We start from the raw sequence: 17,644 nt of genomic DNA on the forward strand, positions 1-17,644 counted from the left end.
TGGTTTCGGCAAGATAGCGAAAGGCCACGATCCCATGTCCATTCCACAGCAGGGCGGCGGCCCGATCGAACACCGAGACCAACTGGCCGCCTATCTCGCCTCGGGCGAAAAGCCCCGCGAAGATTGGCGCATCGGGACCGAGCACGAGAAATTCGGCTATTGCAAGGGCGCCAAGCTGCCACTGCCCTATGACGGCGCCTGCTCGATCAAGGCAATGCTGGAGGGGCTGGCGCAGCGCCACGGCTGGACGCCCGTCGAAGAGCAGGGCAAGATCATCGGCCTGGTGCGCGGCATGGCCAATATCAGCCTGGAGCCGGGCGGACAGCTGGAACTGTCGGGCGCCCCGCTGGAAACGATCCACCAGACCTGCGACGAGGTGAACCAGCATCTTGCAGAGGTACAATCCATCGCCGAGGGCATCGACGCGGGGTTCATGGGTCTGGGCGCCGCGCCGATCTGGTCCGAAGACCAGATGCCGATGATGCCCAAGGGGCGCTATGCGCTGATGACGCCCTATATGCGGACGGTGGGCACGCTTGGCACGCAGATGATGTATCGCACCTGTACGGTGCAGGTGAACCTGGATTTCGGGTCCGAACCCGACATGGTGCAAAAGATGCGCGTGGCGCTGGCCTTGCAGCCCGTCGCCACGGCGCTCTTTGCCAATAGCCCCTTCCTTGACGGCAAGCCCAACGGCTTCAAAAGCTGGCGCAGCCATATCTGGCAGAACCTTGATGCAGCTCGTACCGGGATGCTGCCTTTTGTCTTCGAGGACGGTTTTGGATACGAGCGTTGGGTCGATTACGTCCTCGATGTGCCTATGTATTTCGTCTATCGCGACGGTCAGTATATCGACGCGCTTGGCCAGAGCTTCCGCGACTTCATGCAGGGGAAACTGCCCGCATTGCCGGGCGAATTGGCAACGCTGTCCGATTGGGCCGATCACCTGACCACCGTCTTTCCCGAGGCGCGACTAAAGAAATTCATCGAGATGCGCGGCGCCGATGGCGGCCCGTGGCGGCGGCTTTGCGCCCTGCCCGCGCTATGGGTCGGGCTGACCTATGATCAGGGTGCGCTGGACGCGGCATGGGATCTGGTCAAGGGCTGGGACGACGAGACCCGCGAGGGCCTGCGTGTCGCCGCCGCCCGTGATGCGCTGCAAGCCGAGGTCAACGGCATCAAGATGCACGATCTGGCGCGCGAAGTTGTCGCCATCGCCGAATCCGGGCTGAAATCGCGCGCGATGCCGGGTGCTGGCGGGCTGGTGCCCGACGAAACCCATTTCCTGAACGCCCTGAAGGAAAGCGTCGACAGCGGCAGAGTCCCCGCCGATGAGCTGCTAGAGAAATATCACGGCGAATGGCAGGGCGACCTGAGCCGGATCTACGACGAATACTCTTATTGATCGCGCCGGCGCGTGGTTGGGGGGCGTCAGTCCCCCACCGCGCGTTGCGTCGCCCGCTTGATTTCGTCGTCGCTCATCCGGCCACGACGCGCCTGACGGCGCGCAGCAGCGGCCTCGGACTCGTCGGTTGGCTCGGCCGGAATATCGCCTGCCAGAAAGTTGCCGAACTTCTCCATCCCCGGCACATGTGCTGACAGCACGCGCAGCACGACGAGCATCGGCACGGCGACGATCATGCCGATCACCGACCACAGCCAAGCCCACATCGCGACCGTCAGGAACACCACCACCGTGTTCAGCTGCAGCCGGCGAGAGACGAAATAGGGCGTGATCAATTGGCCCTCGATCGAGGTCAGGCCCAGATAGGTGCCCGCCACCAGGAGCGGCGTGAAGAGATCATCATACACAAACAGCGCCACGACCGCAGACAGCACGACGCCCGCAATCGCGCCCAGATAAGGGATGAAGTTCAGCACGAATGCCGCAAGGCCAAACAGCATCGGGCTGGGCATATCCCAGATCCACATGGCGATCCCGATCGCGATGCCAAGCGCGGCGTTGATGATCGTGATCGCGCCCAGATAGGTGGACAGTGATCCTTCTATCTCGCGCAATGCGACATAGGCGCGGCGCTTGTCAGCCAAACTGTCAAAGGCCTGCACGATCTTCAGATAAAGCAGATCGCCCGACGAAATCATGAAAAACAACAGCACCAGCGTAAAGATCAGCTGCCCGAATGCCGCTGGCCCCAAAGCCAGCGCCTGCCCCATGGTCGAAGGCCCATCAGATGAATTCACCTGAACATTCACCTGCTGCGTGGAAGGCTGTGCCCCAGTCGGATCACTGGTATTGGTCGTTTCAACCGTGGCCTGACCGCTGGCATCGCTGGAGACCTGAGTATCCGATACGGTGCCATCGGCAGCACTATCATCGCTGCTGCCACCGCCCGATGCGACCTCATCCAGCTTTTCGGCGGCTTCTTCCAGTTGACGGAAGTTTCCGCGAATTTCGGTCAGCCGCTGCTCCAGCCGCTGCGATATCTGCGGCGCGTCGTCCATCATTTGAGAGATCGGGCCAGAGGCCATCAATCCAATGCCGCCAGCCGTGAACAGAATGCCGAGGGTAATAAACGTGGCAGAGACCGCCGCCCCAACGCCGAACCGTTCAAGGAAACGACGGATCGGAATGAAGACAAAAAACAACAGCAGCGCCAGTGAGACCGGCATCATGAAAGCGCGCGCATAAGAGACGAACCAGAACAGCACGATCAGAAAGATACCGATGATCGCCCAGTTCGAGACATTCTTTACGATCGCAGGTTCGGGAGAGTCGGGCAGTTCAGGCTGATCCTGCGGCGTATGGTCGGTCATCTTGGGGCAGCACTTTCCTTGACTGATTGGTCAGACAGGAAAACGCGGCCGGAACTGTCGCAGTTCCGGCCGTTCGCCCAGATGATCACATGATATTTGTCAGCCCGATCACTGCGGTCTTAGATCGGGTGATCCCCGGTGGCGTCGATGACGCGCGTGGGCAGTCCCATTTCGCCCAGCAGTTCCAGGAACGGCCGCGCGGGCAGATCCTCGACATTGGCCATGCGTTTGACGTCCCAGTCGCCCCGCGCAATCAGCACTGCGGCAGCCAGCGGCGGCACCCCGGCGGTATAGCTGATGCCCTGCGATCCGACCTCGTTATAGGCATCCTTGTGGTCGGCGACGTTATAGATGAACACCTCGCCGTCCTTGCCGTCCGGCCCCTTGCCCTTGACCAGATCGCCGATGCAGGTCTTGCCGGTGTAATTCGGCGCCAGGCTGGCAGGATCGGGCAGCACCGACTTGACCAGTTTCAGCGGCACGACCTCTTGCCCCTCGGCGGTTTTCACCGGCTGCTCAGACAGCAGGCCAAGCGATTGCAGCACGGTGAAGACGTTGATGTAATGCGGCCCAAACCCCATCCAGAAACGCACATCGGCATCCTTGTATCGCGCCGAAAGGCTGTGCACTTCGTCATGGCCGGACAAATAGGCGGTCTGCTTGCCAACCACGGGCAAATCCCATTCGCGTCCGACCTCGAACATCTTGTTCTCGGTCCATTTGCCGCCCTGCCAGGCATAAACCGTGCCGGTGAATTCGCGGAAATTGATCTCGGGATCGAAATTCGTGGCGAAATATTTGCCGTGGCTGCCGGCATTGATATCGACGATATCGATGCTGTCGACCTTGTCGAAATATTCATCCTCGGCGAAACGGGCATAGGCATTCACCACGCCCGGATCAAAGCCCGCACCCAGAACCGCCGTGATGCCAGCCTTTTCCACAGCCTCGCGACGCTTCCATTCGTAGTTCGCATACCAAGGCGGCGTTTCGCAGATCTTGTCGGGCTCTTCATGGATCGCGGTGTCGATATAGGCGGCACCGGCGTCGATGCAGCCCTGCAGCACGGTCATGTTGATAAAGGCCGAACCTACATTGATGACCACGCCGGCATCCAGTTTGCGGATCAGACCGGCGACGGCCTTGCTGTCCATCGCGTCCAGCGCATAGGTCTGGAAGGGCATCTTGTGGCCCTTGTCGCGCAGGCTTGTGACGATATCGTCCGCCTTGGATTTCGTGCGGCTGGCGATATGCAGCGTGCCGAATTCCTTGGCCCATTGCGCGGCCTTGTGCGCGGTGACTTGCGCGACGCCGCCAGCGCCTATGATCAGCAGGTTTTTCTTATCGGCCAAGTCTGTCTCCTTCCCGGTGGCAGAGGTGGGGGCGGGCCTCAGGACAGGCTGCCCTTGTAGTCGTCATAGGAAAACCGGCGAACCTCTCGGATCGTTCCGTCCTCCTCGCGGATCGCAATGGCGGGCATCGCGACACCATTGAACCAGTTCTTCTTGACCATCGTGTAACCGGCCGCATCTGCAATGCTGATACGGTCGCCCACGGCCAACGCCTCTGGGAACCGGGCGTCGCCAAAGATATCGCCGGCAAGGCAGGTCTTGCCCGCGATCTGGTAGTCATGATCGCCCGATTGCGGCAGTTTGGCCGTTTCGCGATAGATCAGCAGATCCAGCATATGCGCCTCGATGCTGCTATCGACGATGGCCACATCCTTGCCGTTGTTGATGACATCCAGCACGCTGACTTCAAGGCTGGCGCTGCCAGAGATGCTGGCCTCGCCGGGTTCCAGATAGACCTGAACGCCGTGCTTGTCGGCAAACTCGCGCAGCCGCGTGGCCAGCCGGTCCAACGGATAGCCTTCGCCCGTGAAGTGGATGCCGCCGCCAAGGCTGACCCAGTCCAACCGGTCCAGAAAGCCGCCGAATTCTGCCTCGATCCGCGACAGTTGCTGGTCGAACAGATCGAAATCGCCGTTCTCGCAATTATAATGGATCATGACGCCACTGATCCGGTCGAGCGCCTCTTCCAGCCGCGGCATGTCCCATTCGCCCAGACGGCTGAACGGGCGCGCGGGATCGGCCAGATCGAAACCGCTGGTCGAAAAGCGCGGGTTCAGGCGCAGACCGGCCTGAATGCCCTTGGCGCGCGCCTTGTCGCCAAAACGGTCCAACTGGCCAAGACTGTTGAAGATGATCTTGTCGGCATGGCCAATGGCCTCGTCGATCTCATGATCGGCCCAGGCCACGGAATAGGCATGCGTTTCGCCGCCGAATTCCTCGGCCCCCAGGCGCAGTTCGTAAAGGCTGGACGAGGTCGTGCCGTCCATGAACTCGCGCATGAAGTCAAAGGCCGACCAGGTGGCAAAGCACTTCAGCGCCAGCAGCGCCCTGGCCCCCGAATGCTCACGCAACCAGGCAATCTTTTCCATATTGGCGCGCAGCCGGGCCTTGTCGATCAGGTAGTAGGGGGTCTGCAACTCGGCCATGGTGAAACCTTTGGGTTCGAACGCGAAACAGCGATATAGGCGGGACGGCTTTGATTCTCAAGGAACCTCTGACCAGTCAGGCCAAGGTCACGCGTGCCGCGCAGGTTTAGAAATTCGCGCGCAAATGCCGCGACATGACCAGTTCAGCCAGCGTCACCGACTCGAGCCGGGGCTGTTCAACGATCAGGTCCAGCCAGATCTTTTCAAGCCTGTTCTGGTTCAGATCCGTGCCCGCCAGATCGAACTCGACCAAATATCGACCACTTGGGTCAGACCGTGTCAGGTCGACATGACGCAGGATGTTTTCGGTATTGGGACCATGGGTCACGTTCAGTCTGGCGTAGATGCTGGCCCCTTCTTGCGAGCGCAGCACCGTGGCCAATCGCAGGATATGGGCGCTGGTCAGCCCATTCATCGCGCTCGCAGGCAAGTCGAAGGATACCGACAGATAGCTGCCGCCGAACCGCGGTACCTCCAGCAGCAGATCGAAAGGGGCGCCGTCGGTTTGTGGCCTTTGCCGCAGGGTCAGCGCCTTGTCAGGGCAGTCGTGCCACAAGGCCATCTCGTCGCTCAACCGTCGCCCGGAAGCCGGCGCAACATGCTCGGGGTCAGGCAGCGCCTGTGACAGGACCGCAGGGCGCCATGACCAATCGGTGCCGGGCGGCAGCGCGCACGTCTCGGGTGACAGCTCTGCCATATCGGCAGAGCTCACTCGATCACGCATACCGCGCCGCGGCTGGAACCTGGAAAACCATGACGGCATTGCGGTCCCTCTCAAGACGACGCGCTACTGGTCCATATACACATGGGTTTCCTTTTCAGCGCCCGGATGGGTGACGGCACCGTAACGCGCACCGCCCACAAGCTGGGAATATTTCCACAGCGCGCCGCTGGCATAGTCGGTCTTGCGCCCGCCCTTCCAATCGGCCTTGCGCGCGGCCAGTTCATCATCGGACAGATCGACGCTTATCTCGCCCTTCACCGCATCCAGCGTGATCATGTCGCCGTCCTTCAACAGCGCAATGGGGCCGCCATGCGCCGCCTCGGGGCCGACATGGCCGACGCAGAAACCACGCGTCGCGCCGCTGAAGCGGCCGTCGGTGATCAGCGCGACCTTCTTGCCCATGCCCTGTCCGGACAGGGCCGCCGTGGTCGACAGCATCTCGCGCATGCCGGGGCCGCCTGCGGGGCCTTCGTTGCGGATGACGATCACATCGCCTTCCTTGTAGGTGCGCTTTTGCACGGCGTCAAAGGCCAGTTCTTCGCTTTCGAAGACGCGGGCCGGACCGGTAAAGACCTGCTCTTCCGCACTCATGCCGGCGACTTTCACAATGGCCCCATCGGGGGCCAGATTGCCGCGCAAACCGACAACGCCGCCGGTCTTGCTGATTGGGGTCTCGATCGCGTGGATGACCTTGCCGTCAATGGCACGGTCGACCAGATCAAGTTCTTCGCCGATGGTCTTGCCGCTGGCGGTCATGCAGTCTTCGTGGATCAGCCCGACCTTGCGCAGTTCGCGCATGACGACCGGCAAGCCGCCTGCCTCGAACAGGTCCTTGGCGACATATTCGCCGCCCGGACGCAGGTTCACGAAATAGGGCGTGTCGCGGAAGATGTCACAGACATCGAACAGGTCGAAATCAATCCCGGCCTCATGCGCGATGGCCGGCAGATGCAGCCCGCCATTGGTCGAACCACCGGTGCAGGCCACCACGCGCGCCGCGTTTTCCAACGCCTTGCGGGTCACGACATCACGGGCGCGGATGTTCTTTTCGATCAACTCCATCACCGCCTCGCCCGAGGCCAGACCATACTGATCGCGGCTTTCATAAGGCGCAGGCGCGCCCGAGCTGTTCATCAGCGCCAGACCGATTGCCTCGGACACGCAGGCCATGGTGTTGGCGGTGTACTGACCGCCACAGGCGCCGGCAGACGGGCAAGCCACGCGTTCCAGAATTTCCAGTTCGGCATCCGTCATATTGCCGGCGGCGTGCTGGCCCACGGCCTCGAACACGTCCTGCACGACCACATCCTTGCCGTTCAGCTTGCCCGGCAGGATCGAGCCGCCATAGATGAACACCGATGGCACGTTCAGCCGCACCATCGCCATCATCATACCCGGCAGCGACTTGTCACATCCGGCAAGACCCACCAGCGCGTCATAGCAATGGCCGCGCATGGTCAGTTCCACCGTATCGGCAATCGCATCGCGCGAAGCCAGCGACGAGCGCATGCCCTCGTGGCCCATGGCGATGCCGTCGGTCACGGTGATGGTGGTGAATTCACGCGGGCAACCGCCGCCCTTCTTCACGCCTTGCTTGACCGACTGCGCCTGACGGTTCAGCGCGATATTGCACGGTGCGGCTTCGTTCCAGCAGGTGGCAACGCCGACCCAGGGGCTGTGAATTTCTTCGTCACTGATCCCCATCGCGTAGAAATAGCTGCGATGAGGCGCGCGCTCTGGCCCTTCGGTGACATGACGGCTGGGAAGCTTCGATTTGTCAAAGCGGCGATTGGACGACATGGCGAACCTCAAGCTGACAGATTATGGCTTTTCTCGGCTTAATTGCAGGCGAGGGGCGGGGCAAGTGCGGGGTTGGCGGAAAATCCATGCAGATCCGCCCAAGGACCGCGATCACAGCAGCGGCGATGCCAGCGCCAGAAGATTGTTGCGGATGCGCCGGAAAATGCCCCAGTCGCGTACCTCATCCAGCGTCAGCTCGACCGAGCGTTCAACATAGGTGGCCTGCCGCTGATTGAGTTCTTCGGTCATGTCACGGTCATAGACGGCCATATTGACCTCGTAATTCAGCTCGAAGCTGCGGCGATCCAGATTGGCGCTGCCGATCATGGCGTAACGACCGTCAACGGTGGTGATCTTGGAATGCAGCAGGCCGGGCTTGAACAGATACAACCGTACGCCCGCACGCAGCAGACCGTGATAGAACCCCTCGCTGGCCGCCGCGACGATCAGCGAATCGTTGCGTTCAGGCAGGATCATCGTCACTTCGACCCCGCGCCGCGCGGCCGAACGGATCGCCGCGTCCAGCGCCACGTCGGGGACATAGTAGGGCGTGGTCAGCACGATTTCTTCGCGCGCATTGTGGATCATCGTCGACAGGCAATCAGAGATCGATCCGGCCCGCCGGTCGGGGCCTGTCGCCACCACCTGCGCCACCAGACCGGGATCGGCCACAGCCGGCACCATGGTCAGCATCTCGCCCAGATCAACGCCGGAATAGCTCATCCAGTCGCTGAGGAAGACGGCCTGCAACTGCCGCACGACCGGACCTTCGACGGAAACAAGGATATCGACCCAAGGCGCGTATTTCGGCTTGGTGAAAAAGGCCATGTCGGCGCAGTTGCGGCTGCCGGTAAAGGCGATGCGGTTGTCCACGACCATGATCTTGCGGTGATTGCGCAGATCCAGCCGCTGGAACAGCAGGCTGATGAACGGCAGGCCCCAGGGGAACGCCGTGACACATTCGGCGCCGGCATCCTGCATCCGCTGCCACAGAGGCGAGCGCGAAAACAGCCGCGATCCGTATTGGTCGATGATGATCCGACAGGCCACACCCCGCTGCGCGGCACGTTCAATCGCCTCGGCAACACGGGCGCCGCTTTCGTCTGGCAGCCAGATATAGAAAACGATGTGAATATGGTCCTGCGCGCTGTCGATGGCGTCAACCATCGGGTCGATGGCGTCATCATGCTCTGACAGCAGCGTCAGCGCGTTTCCGGTGACGGCAGGCATGCCGCCAACCGATTGATTGACGGCAAAGACCGGTTCCAGCCGGCGCGGCGGCTGATCGACGACCTGAGGTGAGGGCTTGCGCAGGCCGGTCAGCCTGTCGCGCACGTCGGACATCTTCTGGACTTCGGCCTGACGCATCCGCACCTCGCCGAACAACAGATAGGCGACAATCCCCACGATCGGGATCGCCTCGACGATCATGATCCATGCCAGACGCACCGACGGATCCATCCGCGACCGAATCAAGACGCGTGCCACGACGATCAGCGCGGCAACATTATGCAGAAACAGGAAGGCGGTCGGCCACATTCGCACATCATCCACGGGCGGGCGGGCAATTGCAATTCCCTTCCTTGGGGCCTATTTGGTGCTTGAAACTGCAAGGGCCCGTGCGATGAACTGGATCACGAACTACGTCCGTCCCCGGATCAACTCGTTGTTTTCGCGCCGCGAAGTGCCCGAAAATCTGTGGACGAAATGCCCCGAATGCGGAACCATGCTGTTCCACCGTGAACTGGCCGACAACCTGAATGTCTGTTCGAACTGCGATCATCACCTTCCGATCACACCGCGCGAACGGTTCAACGGCCTGTTCGACGGCGGTGTATTCGTCGAGGTCAAGGTTCCCGATCCGGTCGCCGACCCGCTGAATTTCCGCGATCAGAAGAAATATCCCGAGCGGATGAAAGCGGCGCAAAAGACCACCGGCGAAAAAGAGGCGATGCTGGTTGCCGAGGGCGAGATCGGGCGCACCCCGATTATCGCAGCCGCGCAGGATTTCAGCTTTATGGCCGGCTCCATGGGCATGTATGTAGGCAATGCCATCATCGCGGCCGCCGAACGCGCTGTAAAACTGAAACGCCCGCTGGTGCTGTTCTCGGCTGCCGGCGGCGCGCGCATGCAAGAGGGTATCCTGTCGCTGATGCAAATGCCGCGCACCACGGTCGCGGTCGAAATGCTGAAAGAGGCCGGGCTGCCCTATATCGTCGTGCTGACCCACCCGACCACCGGCGGCGTGACGGCCTCTTATGCGATGCTGGGTGATGTCCAGATCGCAGAGCCGAATGCCCTGATCTGCTTTGCCGGCCCCCGCGTCATCGAACAGACCATCCGCGAAAAACTGCCCGAGGGCTTCCAGCGCGCCGAATATCTGCTGGAACACGGGATGCTGGACCGCGTGACCAATCGCCTGAAACTGCGCGAGGAACTGGTTTCGATCCTGCGCATGATGACTGGACTGCCCGCGCCTGTGATGGGTGAATTGCCGCCGCCGGGCGACACCGAGCCCGCCAAGGCACAGCCGTCGCAGGAAAAAAGCGCCTGATCATCATTCGTGTCCAGATTTACCGAGGGTCCGGGGGCAACACCTTCGGCTTGATCCATGTCCCAGTCTGACGCCATCCTAGACCGCCTGATGTCGCTGCACCCGAAGGTGATTGACCTGTCACTGGATAGGATGCACCGCCTGCTGACCGCGCTCGGCAATCCCGAGCGGCAGATCCCGCCCGTGATCCACATCGCCGGCACCAATGGCAAGGGATCCACCCAGGCGATGATCCGCGCCGGTCTGGAGGCAGGTGGCGCCCGCGTACATGCCTATACATCGCCGCACCTTGCGCGATTTCACGAACGCATCCGCCTGGCCGGCACTCTGATCGACGAGGACGTGCTGGCAGCCACGCTGGAGGAATGCGAGGCCGCAAACGGCGGCGAACCCGTTACCTTCTTCGAGATCACCACGGCGGCTGCGTTCCTGGCGTTTTCCCGTGTGTCCGCCGATTATACACTGCTTGAGGTTGGGCTGGGCGGTCGGTTGGATTGCACCAATGTCATCGACACCCCGCGCCTGACAATCATCACCCCGGTCAGCATCGATCATACCCAGTTCCTGGGCGATACCCTGCCGCAAATCGCTGGCGAAAAAGCGGGCATCCTTAAACGCGGCGTGCGCTGCATCGTCGCGCCGCAGGCGGATGAGGCCCTTGCCGTGATCGAGGACCGCGCCGCCCGGCTGCCAGCGCCGCTTTCCATCGCAGGTCAGCACTGGACCGTGTCGCGCGAACGCGATGCGCTGGTCTATCAGGATGAGAACGGGTTGCTGGATCTGCCGCTGCCCAACCTGCCCGGCCCGCATCAGATCCAGAATGCCGGCACCGCGCTGGCCGCGCTGCGTGATCTTGGCGCACGCCCGGATCAGGCGGTGGCGGCCGTGACCCGCGCAGAATGGCCCGCCCGTATGCAGCGGCTGAAAAGCGGCCCGCTGGTCGATGCCGCCGGCCCGCAGGCCGAGCTGTGGCTGGATGGCGGCCATAACCCCGCAGGCGGTCAGGCCGTCGCCGATACGCTGGCCACGATGCCCAAGCGACCCACTCACCTGGTCTGCGGAATGTTGAACACCAAGGATGTCACCGGCTACATGCGCCCCCTCGCAAGGCAGGCGGACAGCCTGACTGCCGTCGCGATTCCGGGCGAGGCGAACACCCTGCCCGCCGACGTGACCGCAGATGCTGCGCGCTCAGTGGGCCTTGCGGCAACAACGGCGGCGGATTGCGAAAGCGCCATACGTCTGATCGCAAGCAACCAGCCGCAATGCAGAATCCTCATCTGCGGATCATTGTATCTCGCCGGCCGTGTGCTACGCGACAATAGCTGACGGAAACCGCCACAGATAGGCCGTTCAACCAGCGGCGCGCGCACCCCAGGCCGCGTCCTGCATTTCGCGCAGCCGGCTTGTCGTGCGCTCGAATTCAAAGCTGCCTTCGCCCTCGTTATACAGCTGCTCTGGCTCATCCGCGGCACTGGCGATCAGTTTGAGCTTGGCCTCGTAGAGCGTGTCGATCAGCGTCACAAAGCGCTTGGCCTCGTTGTAATTCGACATGCTCAGGCGGGGGATCGCGTCGATCATCAGCACATCGACCTCGCGCGTGATCGCCAGATAGTCAGCCGGGCCTAGCGGCTGTCCGCAAAGATCCCAGAAACTGGCGCGGCCGACACGATCGGCGCATTTGGGCAGGATGACCTTGCGCCCCTTGACCTCTATCTCGCGCGGTGCGGGGGTCGCGCCGCCCGTCAAATCGGCCCAGGTGGCATCCATGGCTGCCCGCGCCTCGGCATTGGCGGGGGAGAACCAGACCTGACCGCCGGCGGCCCTGCCCTGCCGGTAATCGGTCGGGCTGGCCAGTTCCACCACCTGCATCCTTTCCTTCAACAGCTTGATGAAGGGCAGGAAAAGCTGGCGGTTCAACCCGTGTTTGTACAAATCATCCGGCGTGCGGTTCGATGTGGTTACGATCACCACGCCCTCTTCGAACAGGACCTGGAAAAGCCGCCCGACAATCATGGCATCGGCAATGTCGGTGATCTGCATCTCGTCAAAGCATAGCAACCGGACCGAGGCGGCAACCTCTTGCGCGACCGGACGGACCGTATCCTGATCACCACGTTTGCGCGCGGCCTCTAGCCCGGTCTGAATTTCCTGCATGAATTCGTGAAAATGCACGCGCCGCTTCGCCTCGATCGGGGCCGCATCGACGATCAGATCCATCAACATGGACTTGCCCCGCCCGACACCGCCCCACAGATAAAGACCCTGCGACCCGTCTGCCGGTGCCGCATCCGCCTGGCCGCCGCCAAACCAACTGCGCCAGCCGCCGTTTGTGCTGGCGGCGGGCTGGTCCTGCAGCGAGTCCACGACCGCATCCATCAGAGGCAGGACCTGCGCCTGCGCCTCATCCTCGCGCAGCAGCCCTGCCTTGACGCGCTCGCGATACAGATCAGATACGCTTGTCACACCCATCCCCCGGTGATTTCTGGTATTCCAGCCACTGAACTATCACAGAGGATTTCCACTGCACAGAGCACCGCAGCCAGAGCGAAATCTATCAGGGCAATCAAGCGCTTGTGATAGCCGCCCGTTCGCGTTGGGCCTATAAGACCGGAAAATCACACGAGAAGGCAGGCACATGCGGCGACTTATCATCCGAACCGCCAAGATATCAGGCGTGGCGCTGGTCTGCATGATCGCCTTTCTCGCCTATCTGAAGGTCAGCGGAAATTTTCATGCCATCACCCCAGGCCAAGCCTACCGTGCCGCGCAGATGGGGCCGGAAAAGCTGGTCGAGTGGACCGCCGAACACGGCATCGCTTCGGTCCTGAACCTGCGGGGTGAAAACGAAGGCACGGATTGGTATGACGCCGAGGTTGCCACGGCAGACAAGCTGGGCATCACGCATATCAACTTTCGTATGTCGGCCAGCCAGGAGCTGACCGGCCCCGAAGCGCAGCAACTGATACAGATCATGCGCGACGCCCCCAAACCGATGCTGATCCATTGTCAGGCCGGCGCAGACCGTACGGGGCTGGCGGCGGCGCTCTACGTCGCCGGGATAGAGGGCGGCAGCGAGTTGTCCGCGGAATGGCAGCTGTCGCCGCGTTATGGCCATATCGGCATTCCGTGGATCAGCGCGGCCTGGCCGATGGACGAAACATGGGAACGGATCGAGCCGTGGCTGGGGTACCCCCGCAGCTGATCAGCCGCGTGCGCGCACGACCTGCAACAGCGGCATCACATCGGACATCTCGGGCCCATGCGCCTGCCCGGTCAGCGCCTTGCGCAGCGGCATGAACAGCCCTTTGCCCTTGCGGCCCGTTGCCTCTTTCACCTGCGTGGTGAATTCGCTCCAGGTGGCGTCGGTATAGGGCGGCGGCGGCAGCAGGGTCATGGCCTCGGCAATGAACTTCGCGTCCTCGGGGTCGATCTGCGGCTCGGCACCCTTGCTGAAGATCGTCCACCAGCCGGCCAGATCGTCCAGCTTGGTGATATTCTGGCTGGCCACGCGCCAGAACCGCTCGGCCAGGTCATCCGGCACGCCAAGCGCCGCGATCCGATCCTTGACCGCATCAAAGGACAGCGCCTGATTGCGTTCGCGCGTCAGCGGCCACAGATCCTCGGGATCGAACTTGGTGGGCGAGGCGCCGAATTGCGACGGCTCGAAACCTTCGGCGATCTCTTCCAGCGACATGCGCAATTCGACCGGCTGGCTGGAACCAAGCCGCGCCATCAGCGACAACAGCGCCTCTGGTGCGACGCCCGCCTCGCGCAGATCGCGCAGCGACAGGGTGCCAAGCCGTTTCGACAGCTCTTCGCCTTGCGCGCCGGTCAGCAGGCTGTGATGGGCAAAATTCGGCGGCGTGCCACCCAGTGCCTCGATGATCTGGATCTGGGTCGCCGTGTTGGTCACGTGATCCGCGCCGCGCACGATGTCGGTGACACCCATATCGGTATCGTCAACCGAAGAGGCAAAGGTATACAGAACCTGCCCATCCGCGCGGATCAGCACCGGATCGCTGACCGAGGCAGCATCAATCGAGATATCGCCAAGGATGCCATCGTTCCATTCGATCCGCTCATGATCCAGACGAAAGCGCCAGTAACCCTCGCGCCCCTCGGACCGCAGGCGGTCCTTGTCGGCATCCGACAGGTTCAGACCAGCGCGGTCATAGACCGGCGGCTTGCCCATGTTCAGCAGCTTCTTGCGCTTGAGGTCCAGTTCGGTCGGGGTTTCGAACACCTCGTACAGCCGGCCACTGTCGCGCAGTTGCTGGGCAGTCTCGCGATAGCGGTCAAGGCGCAGCGACTGCCGCTCGACCCGATCCCATGTCAGGCCCAGCCATTCCAGATCGCGCTTGATGCCATCGACATATTCTTCCTTGCTGCGTTCCTGATCGGTATCGTCGAGGCGCAGGATGAAACTGCCCCCGGCCTTCTTGGCGATCAGATAGTTGAACAGCGCGGTGCGCAGATTGCCCACATGGATGTTGCCGGTCGGCGAAGGGGCGAAACGAGTGGTGGTCATGGCTGTCTCCTGTTGCGCCCGCTCTTTCACAAAGGCTGGATTTTGTCCATATGAGGGCAAGGAAGCGAGGTATCCAATGGCCGATTTGACTGATCTGACCGCCCCCGACGTGGCAGAAATCGAGGCGATGGCCCGCGCGGCGATGGCCATGCTGCCCGAGGCCTTTGCCGGACCCGCGAAAGATGTCGCCGTGCAGGTGGCCGATTTTGCGCCCGATGACATTCTGGACGAATTGCAGATCGACGACCCGCTGGAACTGACGGGGCTTTACGAGGGCATTCCGATGACCGAAAAATCGGTCGCGGATCAGCCGGGCGGGCCGGATATCATCTGGCTGTTCCGCCGCGCGATCCTGGACGAATGGGCAAGCCGGGGCAATGTGACGCTTGGCGATCTGGTCGGTCATATCGTGGTCCATGAATTGGCGCATCACTTCGGCTGGTCGGACGACGATATCGCCCGGATCGACAGGTGGTGGGAATGACCCAGGACCCGATCCTGACCATCACCCTGAACCCGGCGCTGGATCTGTCCACCGCCGCCGATGAGGTGCGCCCGGAACTCAAACTGCGCTGCGACAAGCCGTTGGTCGATCCCGGGGGCGGTGGCATCAATGTCAGCCGCGCCATCCGCATCCTGGGCGGCACCTCGGCGGCACTGGTGGCTTTGGGTGGTGCGACCGGCACGCGGATCGCAGAGCTGCTTAAGGCTGATGGCCTCAAGGTGATGCGCCTTACCGCGCCGGGTGAAACGCGGCAGTCGCTGGCCGTCACCGATCGCGCCAGCGGCAAGCAGTTCCGCTTTGTGCTGCCGGGGCCGGAGTGGCACCGCGCCAATGTGGCCGATGCCATGTCCGCCATCGCCGAGGCCGCCCGCGCCGGTGGCTGGGTGGTGCTGTCAGGATCGAACCCGCCGGGCGTCCCCGCCGGTTTCGCACAAATGCTGGCGGTGCGGCTGAAAGACAGCGCCGCGCGACTGCTGGTCGACACCTCAGGCGAGGCTTTGCGGGCCATTGCGGCCTCATCCACGCCGGTCGATGTGTTGCGGATGGACAGCCACGAGGCGCAGGACCTTGCAGGGCGCGATCTGCCGCTGCGCAGCGACAGCGCCGCATTCGCCGCCGGGCTGGTAAGGGATGGCGTGGCCCACGCGGTGATCGTGGCGCGCGGCGCCGATGGCTCGGTGATCGCCGGACAGGACGGCTGCTGGCATGCCGAGGCGGCGAAAGTGCCGGTCGTCAGTGCCGTGGGCGCGGGCGACAGCTTTGTCGCCGGGTTCCTGCGCGCGACCGCGCAAAACCAGCCGGTCGATCAGGCGCTGGCGCTTGGTGCCGCTGCCGCATCCGCCGCCTGCATGACACCCGCGACCGAGCTTTGCCACGCCAAGGATGTCTGGCAGCTTTACGAAGAACGTGTGGTGACGCGGCTTTAGGCCGTTGGCTTGAGGGGCGTTATGCGGTTCTTCGATTAGGCGGCCGGCATCCGCGCCTCGATCATGCCGGCATACCAACTGCTGCCTGCGGGGATCGCGTCGTCGTTGAAATTATAGGCAGGGTGATGAACCATCGCGGTGTCGCCATTGCCGACCCAGATATAGGCGCCGGGGCGTTCGTTCAGCATGAAACTGAAATCCTCGCCGCCCATCATCGGCTGCATCTCCATATCGACATCGCCAGAGATGCCGCGTGCCACGTCAGCGGCCCAGTCCGTCGCCTCTTCGTTGTTCATGGTGACCGGATAACCGCGCTGATAATCGACATCGGCATGTGCCCCCATGGCCGCCGCTACATTGGTCGCGACGCGGGTGATGCCCTCTTCCAACTGATCGCGCACCCCGGCCTCGAGGCTGCGTGCTGTGCCTTTCAGCTTGACCACTTGCGGGATGACGTTATGCGCGCTCGAATCCGTCTCGACCACGCAGGTCGACACCACCGCATTCTTCAGTGGGTCGATATTCCGCGACACAATGGATTGCAGCGCCACAATGATCTGCGCGGCGGTCAAGGTCGTGTCGATGCACTCATGCGGCTTGGCAGCATGGCCGCCCTTGCCGGTCAGCGTGATGTCGAACTGATCCGCCGCCGCCATCATCGCGCCGGGCCGGATCGAGAACTGCCCCACCGCCATGCCCGGCATGTTGTGCATCCCGTAAAATTCCTGAATGCCCCAGCGATCGACCAGCCCGTCCTCCAGCATCGCGCGGCCGCCCGCGCCGCCTTCTTCGGCGGGCTGGAAAATCACGATGGCGGTTCCGTCAAAATTACGCGTCTCGGCCAGATATTTCGCCGCGCCCAGCAGCATCGCCGTGTGCCCGTCATGGCCGCATGCATGCATCTTGCCCGGTGTCTTGGAAGCATAGTCAACGCCGGTCTGTTCGATGATCGGCAGCGCATCCATATCGGCGCGCAACCCGATCACGCGGCCTTGCGTATCGGTCTTGCCCTTGATGACGCCAACCACGCCGGTCTGCCCAATGCCTTCGGTCACCTCATCCACGCCGAAGTCGCGCAGCAGATCTGCGACGCGGCCGGCGGTGCGATGCACCTCATACAACAGTTCAGGATGCTCGTGAAAATCGCGCCGCCACGCAGTGATTTCGGGCAGCAACTCGGCAAATCGGTTCTTCGGCGGCATGACTGATCTCCTTCCGCAACAGAGTAAACTTTTCTGCCGCCCCTGCAAAGGGTCTGTGCGCGGCGCTGCACGATCAGGCTTGCAACCGGGAATGCGGCACGTGTATTGCCGAGCGCAGCGAAAAGGCCCC

15 protein-coding genes are annotated in these 17,644 nt (G+C 62.4%); 6 read left to right on the top strand and 9 right to left on the bottom strand.

The window, feature by feature from the left end; genetic code table 11:
• Positions 1 to 34 precede the first annotated feature (34 nt).
• Complete coding sequence (locus CUV01_RS05460; RefSeq protein ID WP_101459585.1) at positions 35 to 1,405, top strand: glutamate--cysteine ligase; 1,371 nt, start codon at positions 35 to 37, stop codon at positions 1,403 to 1,405.
• Between the two features lie 26 nt (positions 1,406 to 1,431).
• On the opposite strand, the gene CUV01_RS05465 is transcribed toward CUV01_RS05460, so the two are convergent.
• The 6 genes from CUV01_RS05465 to cls all read right to left on the bottom strand — a co-directional run bounded on the left by CUV01_RS05465 (position 1,432) and on the right by cls (position 9,335).
• The gene (locus tag CUV01_RS05465) at positions 1,432 to 2,775 is read right to left on the bottom strand and encodes an AI-2E family transporter (RefSeq protein ID WP_101459586.1); all 1,344 of its coding nucleotides are present in this window, start codon (positions 2,773 to 2,775) and stop codon (positions 1,432 to 1,434) included.
• A 119-nt stretch (positions 2,776 to 2,894) separates the two neighbouring features.
• Complete coding sequence (locus tag CUV01_RS05470) at positions 2,895 to 4,127, bottom strand: saccharopine dehydrogenase family protein (RefSeq protein ID WP_101459587.1); 1,233 nt, start codon at positions 4,125 to 4,127, stop codon at positions 2,895 to 2,897.
• A 38-nt stretch (positions 4,128 to 4,165) separates the two neighbouring features.
• On the bottom strand, positions 4,166 to 5,272 hold the full coding sequence (gene nspC, locus CUV01_RS05475) for a carboxynorspermidine decarboxylase (RefSeq protein WP_101459588.1): 1,107 nt from the start codon (positions 5,270 to 5,272) through the stop codon (positions 4,166 to 4,168).
• 106 nt (positions 5,273 to 5,378) lie between these two features.
• A complete protein-coding gene (locus tag CUV01_RS05480) occupies positions 5,379 to 5,996 on the bottom strand; it encodes a DUF6478 family protein (protein ID WP_157994780.1) in 618 nt (205 codons plus the stop codon).
• Between the two features lie 63 nt (positions 5,997 to 6,059).
• Positions 6,060 to 7,796, bottom strand: coding sequence for a dihydroxy-acid dehydratase (gene ilvD / locus CUV01_RS05485; protein WP_101459590.1), 1,737 nt, complete (start codon positions 7,794 to 7,796; stop codon positions 6,060 to 6,062).
• Positions 7,797 to 7,907: 111 nt separating this feature from the next.
• Positions 7,908 to 9,335, bottom strand: a complete 1,428-nt coding sequence (cls, locus tag CUV01_RS05490) for a cardiolipin synthase (protein WP_101459591.1) — start codon at positions 9,333 to 9,335, stop codon at positions 7,908 to 7,910.
• An 85-nt stretch (positions 9,336 to 9,420) separates the two neighbouring features.
• Between cls and accD the strand changes: the two genes are divergently transcribed.
• Together accD and CUV01_RS05500 are read left to right on the top strand one after the other, a co-directional pair.
• Positions 9,421 to 10,350, top strand: coding sequence for an acetyl-CoA carboxylase, carboxyltransferase subunit beta (gene accD / locus CUV01_RS05495; protein WP_101459592.1), 930 nt, complete (start codon positions 9,421 to 9,423; stop codon positions 10,348 to 10,350).
• Positions 10,351 to 10,407: 57 nt separating this feature from the next.
• Positions 10,408 to 11,679, top strand: coding sequence for a bifunctional folylpolyglutamate synthase/dihydrofolate synthase (locus tag CUV01_RS05500; RefSeq protein ID WP_101459593.1), 1,272 nt, complete (start codon positions 10,408 to 10,410; stop codon positions 11,677 to 11,679).
• Positions 11,680 to 11,703: 24 nt separating this feature from the next.
• On the opposite strand, the gene zapE is transcribed toward CUV01_RS05500, so the two are convergent.
• The gene (zapE, locus tag CUV01_RS05505; RefSeq protein WP_101459594.1) at positions 11,704 to 12,822 is read right to left on the bottom strand and encodes a cell division protein ZapE; all 1,119 of its coding nucleotides are present in this window, start codon (positions 12,820 to 12,822) and stop codon (positions 11,704 to 11,706) included.
• A 166-nt stretch (positions 12,823 to 12,988) separates the two neighbouring features.
• Between zapE and CUV01_RS05510 the strand changes: the two genes are divergently transcribed.
• On the top strand, positions 12,989 to 13,555 hold the full coding sequence (locus tag CUV01_RS05510; RefSeq protein ID WP_101459595.1) for a dual specificity protein phosphatase family protein: 567 nt from the start codon (positions 12,989 to 12,991) through the stop codon (positions 13,553 to 13,555).
• On the opposite strand, the gene gltX is transcribed toward CUV01_RS05510, so the two are convergent.
• A complete protein-coding gene (gltX, locus tag CUV01_RS05515) occupies positions 13,556 to 14,881 on the bottom strand; it encodes a glutamate--tRNA ligase (RefSeq protein ID WP_101459596.1) in 1,326 nt (441 codons plus the stop codon).
• Between the two features lie 76 nt (positions 14,882 to 14,957).
• Between gltX and CUV01_RS05520 the strand changes: the two genes are divergently transcribed.
• Positions 14,958 to 15,365 (top strand): metallopeptidase family protein, encoded by a 408-nt coding sequence (locus CUV01_RS05520; RefSeq protein ID WP_101459597.1) that lies wholly within the window; start codon positions 14,958 to 14,960, stop codon positions 15,363 to 15,365.
• The gene (locus tag CUV01_RS05525) at positions 15,362 to 16,312 is read left to right on the top strand and encodes a 1-phosphofructokinase family hexose kinase (protein WP_101459598.1); all 951 of its coding nucleotides are present in this window, start codon (positions 15,362 to 15,364) and stop codon (positions 16,310 to 16,312) included. The genes CUV01_RS05520 and CUV01_RS05525 overlap by 4 nt, the downstream gene beginning before the upstream one ends.
• A gap of 35 nt (positions 16,313 to 16,347) precedes the next feature.
• Here the strand turns inward: CUV01_RS05525 and CUV01_RS05530 are convergent, their stop codons facing one another.
• Entirely contained in the window at positions 16,348 to 17,514 is a 1,167-nt protein-coding gene (locus CUV01_RS05530; protein ID WP_101459599.1) for a M20 aminoacylase family protein, read from the bottom strand.
• Positions 17,515 to 17,644: the final 130 nt, after the last annotated feature.

Source organism: Paracoccus tegillarcae, from assembly GCF_002847305.1.
GTDB classification, from domain to species: domain Bacteria; phylum Pseudomonadota; class Alphaproteobacteria; order Rhodobacterales; family Rhodobacteraceae; genus Paracoccus; species Paracoccus tegillarcae.